The following is a 7643-nucleotide window of genomic DNA, read 5'->3' on the forward strand; positions in this document are numbered from 1 at the left end:
CGTTTCAGTCTCCGATCATGTCCTTGTTGGCCGCGCCGGGGGCGACCATTGGCAGCACTTGCTGGTGGCGGTCGATGCTGGCGTGGATGAGCGTCGGACCGCGTGTGGTCAATGCGCTTTTCAGGGCCGCGGCCGGGTCGGCGGTGGCATCGAGGTCGAGCGTCTGCCAGCCGAAGCCCTCGGCCACCTTGAGAAAGTCGGGCACGCCCTTGAATTTCGAGGAGAAGGCGCGCTGGCCGTAAAACAGGTTTTGCTGCTGGAAAACAAGGCCGAGCGAGGCGTTGTTCATCAGCACGACCTTGACGTTGGCCCCCTCTTCGGCCGCCGTGGCGAATTCCTGGATGTTCATCAACAAGCTGCCGTCGCCGGAAAAACAGACGACGGTGCGCTCCGGCGCGGCCAGCGCGGCGCCGATGGCGGTCGGCACGCCGAAGCCCATCGTGCCGAGCCCGCCGGACGTGAGCCACTGGCGCGGCCGGCGCAGCGGGTAGGACTGCGCCACCCACATCTGATGCTGGCCGACGTCAGTGGCAATGATGGCGTCGTCGTCGAGACAGTCGGCGACGGCACGGATCAGGCCGTAGGGCGTGCGCGGATCGTCGATACCCGGCATCTGCATCGGAAACGATGATTTCAGTTCGGCGATGCGCGCCTGCCAGTCGGCGCGTGGATGGTCTTCGGAGGGTTCAACCTGCGGCAGCAACTCCGACAGCACGGCTTGCACGTCGCCGCGAATGCCAAGGTGTGCCGTTTTGATCTTGTCGAGTTCCGAGGGGTCGATGTCGATGTGGATGATCTTCGCCTGCGGGCAGAAGGCCGAGACTTTGCCGGTAGCGCGGTCGTCGAAGCGGGCGCCGACGGCGATCAGCAGGTCGCATTCTTCAAGCGCCAGATTGGTGCAGCGCGCTCCGTGCATGCCAAGCATGCCGAGCGACAGGTCATGGTCGACCGGCATCGCGCCGAGCGCCATCAGCGTCATCACAGTTGGCAACGCCGCTTTTTCGGCCAGTTCGACAGCCTGAAACGCCGCGCCCGAATGGACCACTCCACCGCCAAGATAGAGCATCGGCCGCTGCGCGGCATTGATCATCGCCGCCGCCTCGTCGATCAGTTTCCGCTCCGGCGCGGGAGTCGGCACTGGCCCGCTCGGCACTGGCCATTCGGTCACGGCGATGCGTTCGTTCTGCACGTCCTTCGGAATATCGACGACCACCGGCCCGGGACGGCCGGACGCCGCCAGCCGGAAGGCGCGCGGGATGACTTCCAGCAACTCGGCCGCCGAGCCGACGAGAAAATTGTGCTTGGTGATCGGAATCGTCAGCCCGTAGGTATCGACCTCCTGAAACGCATCGGTGCCGATCAGCGATTTCGCCACCTGGCCGGTAATGGCGACGAGCGGAATCGAATCGAGCTTGGCATCGGCGATCGCCGTCAGCAGGTTGGCGACGCCGGGGCCGGAAGTGGCGATGCACACGGCGACTTCGCCGCTGACCCGCGCCATGCCCTGCGCCATGAAGCCGGCACCCTGCTCGTGCCGCGCCAAGACGTGTTCGATTTGCGCCGACTGCGAAAGCGCGTCGTAAAACGGCAGGATGGCGCCGCCGGGAATCCCGGCCACGCGGCGAATGCCCTGTCGTTCAAGAAGGCGCACGGCGATCTGCGCGCCGGTCAGTGTTTCCGGTGAAGTACTGCTCATGAAAAGCTCCTTTCGGTGGGCGGCGGTGCCGGGTCATCCGGGCGTGGGGTGAAAAACAAAAACCCCCGCTCGGTTGGCACCGGCGGGGGTTTGGAATCGGGAGTTTTGCCTTGTTTACCTTCTTCTCGCCCTCGTCGGTGTTTTCTGCACGACGACGCGTACCGGACGCAAAACGCGTACGACCGGTCGAACGGGAACCAGAACAGCCCAAGCGACAAAACCGACGGCGATCGCCAGCGCGATCAGCATTCCAACGGAGGCAGCGTCAAAGAGGTTCATGGACTTCTCGATAAACAAGATGAAATGCCATTAGAAGCGGCGGCGGAGAAAATTACAACCCTTTGTCGACCAGGGTCTTGTTTGTTGTGGAAGAGCCGCGGAAGAGCCATTTGCGAACTTCTTCGAGGCCGCCGAACGCCAGCGCCGAAACGGCAATCAACACCCAGACGTCCGAACAAAACGCCTGCGTGCCAAAAACCCGGTTGCCGACCGGCGCGTAAACGATGAGCAGGATCAGCCCGATTTCCACCGCAAGCCCCAACAGAATGAGTCGATTCTCCAGCAGTGGAACCGAAAATGCGCCCGCACGCGGATGACGGCAGACAAACAGATTGACCACCTGCGAGGCGACAATCGCCGCCAGGCAGGCCGTCGTCGCCTGCAAATAAAGCGAGTCGCGGGGCGCCAGCGTGGTTCCGTACGACCAGCCCGCCGCGTGCAGCACGAAAAAGAAGGCCGCCAGCGATACGGTGGCCTGCAACGGCCCCAGCCAGAGATAGGCGCGCGCCAGCAGCGGCCAGGAGAGCAGCCGTTCGTCGGGCGGGCGCGGTGGCTGGCGCATCACATCGGGGTCCGGTTTTTCCGCACCCAGCGCCAGCGCGGGAACCATGTCAGTCCCAAGGTCGACGGCCAGAATCTGGATGATCGTCAGCGGCAGCGGGATGCGCAACAGGACGTAAGCGAGGTACGGCACGATTTCGGGGATGTTGGACGTCAGGATGTAGGTCAGGAACTTGCGGATGTTCTCGAATACCGCCCGCCCCTCCTCGACGGCATTGACGATGCTGGCGAAATTGTCGTCGAGCAGGATCATGTCGGCCGCCGACTTCGCGACATCGGTGCCGGCCACCCCCATGGCGATGCCGATGTGCGCCATTTTCAGCGCCGGCGCGTCATTGACGCCGTCGCCGGTCACGGCGACGATTTCGCCCTTGCGCTTCAATGCCTCGACGACGAGCATCTTCTGCTCGGCGGTGACGCGGGCGAAAATCACTTCCGGCGCGTCGAGCACCGTCTGCAGTTGCGAACGCGTCATCCGGCGCAGCGATTCGCCAAGCACGACACGCGGTTTTTCTCCTTGCACCAGCCCGATCTCGCGGGCAATCGCCACGGCCGTATGCGGATGATCGCCGGTCACCATGATCACCTTGATCCCGGCTGTCCGGCAGCGTGCCATCGCCTCGGGCACTTCAGGTCTAGGCGGGTCGTACAGCCCGATCAGGCCGGAGAGCACCATCTGCGCTTCCCGCGGCGCTTCCCCCGCCGCCAGACGCCGGTAGGCAAAGGCAAGGACGCGCAAACCGGCATCGGCCAATTGCTGCTGCGCCGCGACGATATGATGCCGCCCGTGCGTATCGAAAGAGACTTCTTCGCCGTCGAGCTCGATCCCGGTGCACAGTGGCAGCACGGCTTCCGGGGCGCCCTTGCAGTACAGCCAGCGCTCGCCGCCCTGTTCTACGCCTTTTTCAACGATGACCGACATCCGGCGACGTTCGCTGTCGAAGGGCAGTTCGCCGGTCACGGCCATGCCCTCGAAAACCTGGCTTTGCGCGGCAAATTCGTACAGCGCCACCTCCATCGGGTCGCCGAGCCAGACAATTTTTCCGTCGCGCATGCTCTGCTTCAGACTGTGGCAGGACGCGGCATTGCCGAGCAGATGCCGCATGCCCGGCTCGTCGATCGACGGCTGGTTGTCGTGCAGGCGACCGTTCAGGTAGGTCTGCCGGACGGCCATCTGGTTCTGCGTCAGCGTTCCCGTCTTGTCGCTGCAAATCACCGTCGTCGAGCCCAGCGTTTCAACAGCGGGCAGATGCCGGATCAACGCATTGCGCCGCGCCATGCGCTGCGTCGCCATGGCCAGCGACAGCGTGACCGTCGGCAGCAGTCCTTCCGGCACGTTGGCGACGATGATGCCGATGGCGAACATCAGGTTGGCCCAGAACGGCAGGCCGAGGAAGAGGCCGATGCCGAAGAAAAACACGCCGAGCGCCGTGGCAAAGACCGCCACCAGCCGCGACAGCCGGGCAATTTCCTGTTGCAGGTGCGAAACCGATTTCTCGGCCGTCTGGGTCAGGTGCGCGATCTTGCCGAACTCGGTGTGCATCCCCGTGGCAAAGACAATCGCCCGCCCGTCGCCGGAAACCAGCGAGGTACCCGCCAGCAACACGTTCTTCGTATCGAGTGGCGACTGTGCTGTGCATTCCTCCGCATTCCGCGCCTTGGGCAACGATTCGCCGGTGATCGTCGAGGCATTGACCCTAATCTCGTTGCCGACAATCAAACGGCAGTCGGCCGGCACGTTGTCGCCGGCTTCCAGAAGGATGATGTCGCCGGGAACGAGCAGTTCGCCGGCAACCGTCGTCAGTTGCCTGTCGCGCACGACCTTGACGGTCTGCGGCAACAGCTTGCGCAACGCATCAATGGCGCGCTCGGCGCGGTACTCCTGCCAGTACGAGAACGTTCCGTTGATCAGGATCACCGCCAGAATCGCCAAGGCGAGCTGCCACATGCCCTCGCCGGGGCTGCGCGATTCGGCAAAAAAGGCGAGGCCCGCCGCCACCCACAGGATGACAGCGAAGAAATGCGTAAACTCGCGCAGGAAACGCTTCCACTCCGCCTCGCCGTCGATCTCGGCAAGACGGTTCGGCCCATATTCCTTCAGCCGACGCGCCGCTTCCGCGGCCGTCAGTCCGTTTTCGGAAGATTCAAGGCTTTTGAGCGCTTCGGCGATCGAAAGATTGGCTAGATGCATGTAGCCAGCGTAGGCTAGGAAGGAGGCGCTTCCAAGGCCGGAATGCCTGGACTCCGCGCCCAGAGCGTGCGCCGGGCGGCAGATTTGTCACATCGGCAGCGTCACCCCAGCGCCTTGTCGACGACCTCAAATACATCGCTCGACAGACCGGTGTGCCGGCGCAGCGATTCGAGAACGGCGCGGGCGTGCGCCTGACGGCCGTCATCGAACTTTTTCCAGCGGTCGAAGCAGCGCGCCAGCCGCGCGGCCACCTGCGGATTGAGCGGATCAAGCGCGGTGATCTGCTCACCCAGGAAGCGGTAGCCGCTACCGTCGGCCGCGTGGAAATAGCGGTGATTAGCGCCGAACGTACGCAACAGGGCATAGACCTTGTTCGGATTTTTGAGATCGAAGGCGGCGTGCCGGGTGAGGCTTTGCACGCGCGCCAGCGTGTCGGGCAAACGGCTGCCGGCCTGCACCGCGAGCCATTTGTCGACGACCAGCGCCTCGTTCTGCCAGCGCTCATAGAAATCGGCCAGCGCTTTCTCACCGTCTGCACCAACAACGTTCGCCAGCGTGGACAGCGCGGCGAACTGGTCGGTCATATTGTCAGCGCCTTCGAATTGCTGGCGGGCCAGCGCACGGTAATTCCGCTTGTCGAATTCGTTGAGGTAAGCCAAGCAGAGGTTGCGCAACCGACGGCGCGCCGCCTCGGCGGTATCCGGCCGGTAGGCACCGCTCGGGGCCAGGCGGGCATAAAGGCGGGCAAAGTCCCCCTCCAGACCGGACGCCAGCATCAGCAAAAGCCCATTGCGCGCATCGTGGAGCGCTTCGGGATCGACCACGTCCATCTGTTCGGCCAGCGTCGCTTCGCTGGGCAGGGTTAGCGCTTCGGCGATGAAGGCCGGATCGGAGCCGTTGTTGAGCACCTTGCGCGCTGCTTCGATCACACTGGTCGGCCAGTCCTGAGGTTCGCCGCGCGCCAGTCGGGCGGCATTGCTCAGGATCAACTGCCCGAACAAGCGCTGTCCGGCCTCCCAGCGGTTGAACGGGTCGCTGTCATGCGCCAGCAGGTGCGCAAGGTCGGATTCGCTGTAGGAATAATCGAGCACGACCGGCGCCGAGAAATTCCGCAGCAGCGACGGCACCGGCGCAACCGGGATGTTTTCGAAAACAAAGGTTTGTTCCGGCTCGGTGAGTTGCAGGATGCGCGTCGTCTCTCCCCCCAGATCGAGGTCGGTGCCGTCCGGCCCGACGAGGCCGACCGCGACCGGAATCAGGTACGGCGCCTTTTCAGGCTGTTCCGGTGTCGGCGCGCAGGACTGGCGGAGCGTCAGCGTGTAGCGCTTGGCGGCGCCATCGTACGCGCCGCACGCCGTCACTTTCGGCGTCCCGGACTGACGGTACCAGGTCATGAATTGCGTGAAATCGAACCCGGAGGCCGCGCTCATCGCGGCAACGAAGTCATCGCAAGTGACGGCTTGTCCATCATGGCGCTCGAAGTAGAGGTCCATGCCCTTGCGGAAGGCCCGCCAACCGATCAACGTCTGGATCATGCGCACAACCTCGGCGCCCTTCTCATACACGGTCGCGGTATAGAAGTTGTTGATCTCGACGTAGATCGACGGACGCACCGGATGCGCCATCGGACCAGCGTCTTCGGGGAACTGCACGGCGCGCAGGCCGCGCACTTCGCGGATACGGGCCGTCTCGCGGCTGTGCGTATCGGCGCCGAATTCCTGATCGCGAAAAACGGTCAGCCCTTCCTTGAGCGAGAGCTGGAACCAGTCGCGGCAGGTGACGCGATTGCCGGTCCAGTTGTGGAAGTATTCGTGCGCGACGACGCGGTCGATGTTCTCGAAATCGACGTCGGTTGCCACATCGGCACGCGCCAGCACATATTTCGTGTTGAAGATATTGAGGCCCTTGTTCTCCATCGCCCCCATGTTGAAGTCGCCGACAGCGACGATCATGTAATGGTCAAGGTCGCATTCGAGGCCGAAACGCTGCTCGTCCCAGCGCATCGATTTCTTGAGCGCCGCCATCGCGTGCGCGCACTGGTCGAGTTTGCCCGGTTCGACATAGATCGCCAGCTGAACCTCGCGCCCGGAATACGTGCGATAGGTGTCGCGCAGGACGTCGAGTTTGCCGGCCACCATGGCGAACAGATAGCTCGGCTTTTTGAACGGATCTTCCCACGTGGCGAAATGACGGCCGTCCGGCTCGTCGCCGCTGGCGACCGGATTGCCGTTGGCGAGCAGCACCGGAAAGACCGCTTTTTCCGCATGCAGCGTCACCGTGTAGCGCGCCATCACGTCGGGCCGATCGATGAACCAGGTGATACGCCGGAAACCCTGCGGCTCGCACTGCGTGAAATAGCCATTTTTCGAGCGATAAAAGCCGGAAAGCTGCGTATTCTTGTCGGGCTGGATGCGCACCTGCGTCTGCAGCGTAAATTGTTCTGGAACGTGCTCGATGACAAGCTGGCTGCCGGCGATCCGATAAGCGTCGGCCGCCAGCTGTTGGCCATCGAGGCTGACCGCCAGCGTTTCCAGCTCCTCGCCGTCGAGCACCAGCGACGCACCAGCCGGCACCATGCGATTGCGAAGGCACTTGAGCGTCGCGGTAACGACCGCCCCTTCCTTTCGGATATCCACGTCGAGATGGACGGTGTCAATCAAATAGGGCGGCGGCGTGTAGTCTTCGAGACGAACCGTGACGGGAGTGGGCGTGGTGTTTGGCATGGAGTCGAATCCAAAAATCGGGGCAGACCGAATGATAACGGATGGCCGCCCCGTTTTTCCCCCTTGTACAGCCAGACAATCCTTCCATTGGACGCAGGGCAATCGCATCAAACCTACCCGAGTCCAAGGATGGACTCCCGGTAGGCATCAGAGGAGGCGGCGAGGATTCTGCGCGTATGAATGCCAGCCTTTC

At 63.3% G+C, this 7643-nt stretch carries 4 protein-coding genes; all 4 read right to left on the bottom strand.

What is annotated here, in order from left to right:
- Window positions 1-4: 4 nt before the first annotated feature.
- The 4 genes from ilvB to pepN all read right to left on the bottom strand — a co-directional run bounded on the left by ilvB (window position 5) and on the right by pepN (window position 7450).
- Window positions 5-1696, bottom strand: coding sequence for an acetolactate synthase large subunit (ilvB, locus tag GH659_RS14250; RefSeq protein ID WP_153112110.1), 1692 nt, complete (start codon window positions 1694-1696; stop codon window positions 5-7).
- Window positions 1697-1810: 114 nt separating this feature from the next.
- The gene (locus GH659_RS14255) at window positions 1811-1975 is read right to left on the bottom strand and encodes a hypothetical protein (RefSeq protein ID WP_153112111.1); all 165 of its coding nucleotides are present in this window, start codon (window positions 1973-1975) and stop codon (window positions 1811-1813) included.
- Window positions 1976-2027: 52 nt separating this feature from the next.
- Window positions 2028-4727 (bottom strand): cation-translocating P-type ATPase, encoded by a 2700-nt coding sequence (locus GH659_RS14260; RefSeq protein ID WP_153112112.1) that lies wholly within the window; start codon window positions 4725-4727, stop codon window positions 2028-2030.
- Between the two features lie 101 nt (window positions 4728-4828).
- The gene (gene pepN, locus GH659_RS14265) at window positions 4829-7450 is read right to left on the bottom strand and encodes an aminopeptidase N (protein WP_153112113.1); all 2622 of its coding nucleotides are present in this window, start codon (window positions 7448-7450) and stop codon (window positions 4829-4831) included.
- Window positions 7451-7643 lie beyond the last annotated feature (193 nt).

It is taken from the genome of Propionivibrio limicola, assembly GCF_009469695.1.
In the GTDB taxonomy this organism is placed as follows: domain Bacteria; phylum Pseudomonadota; class Gammaproteobacteria; order Burkholderiales; family Rhodocyclaceae; genus Propionivibrio; species Propionivibrio limicola.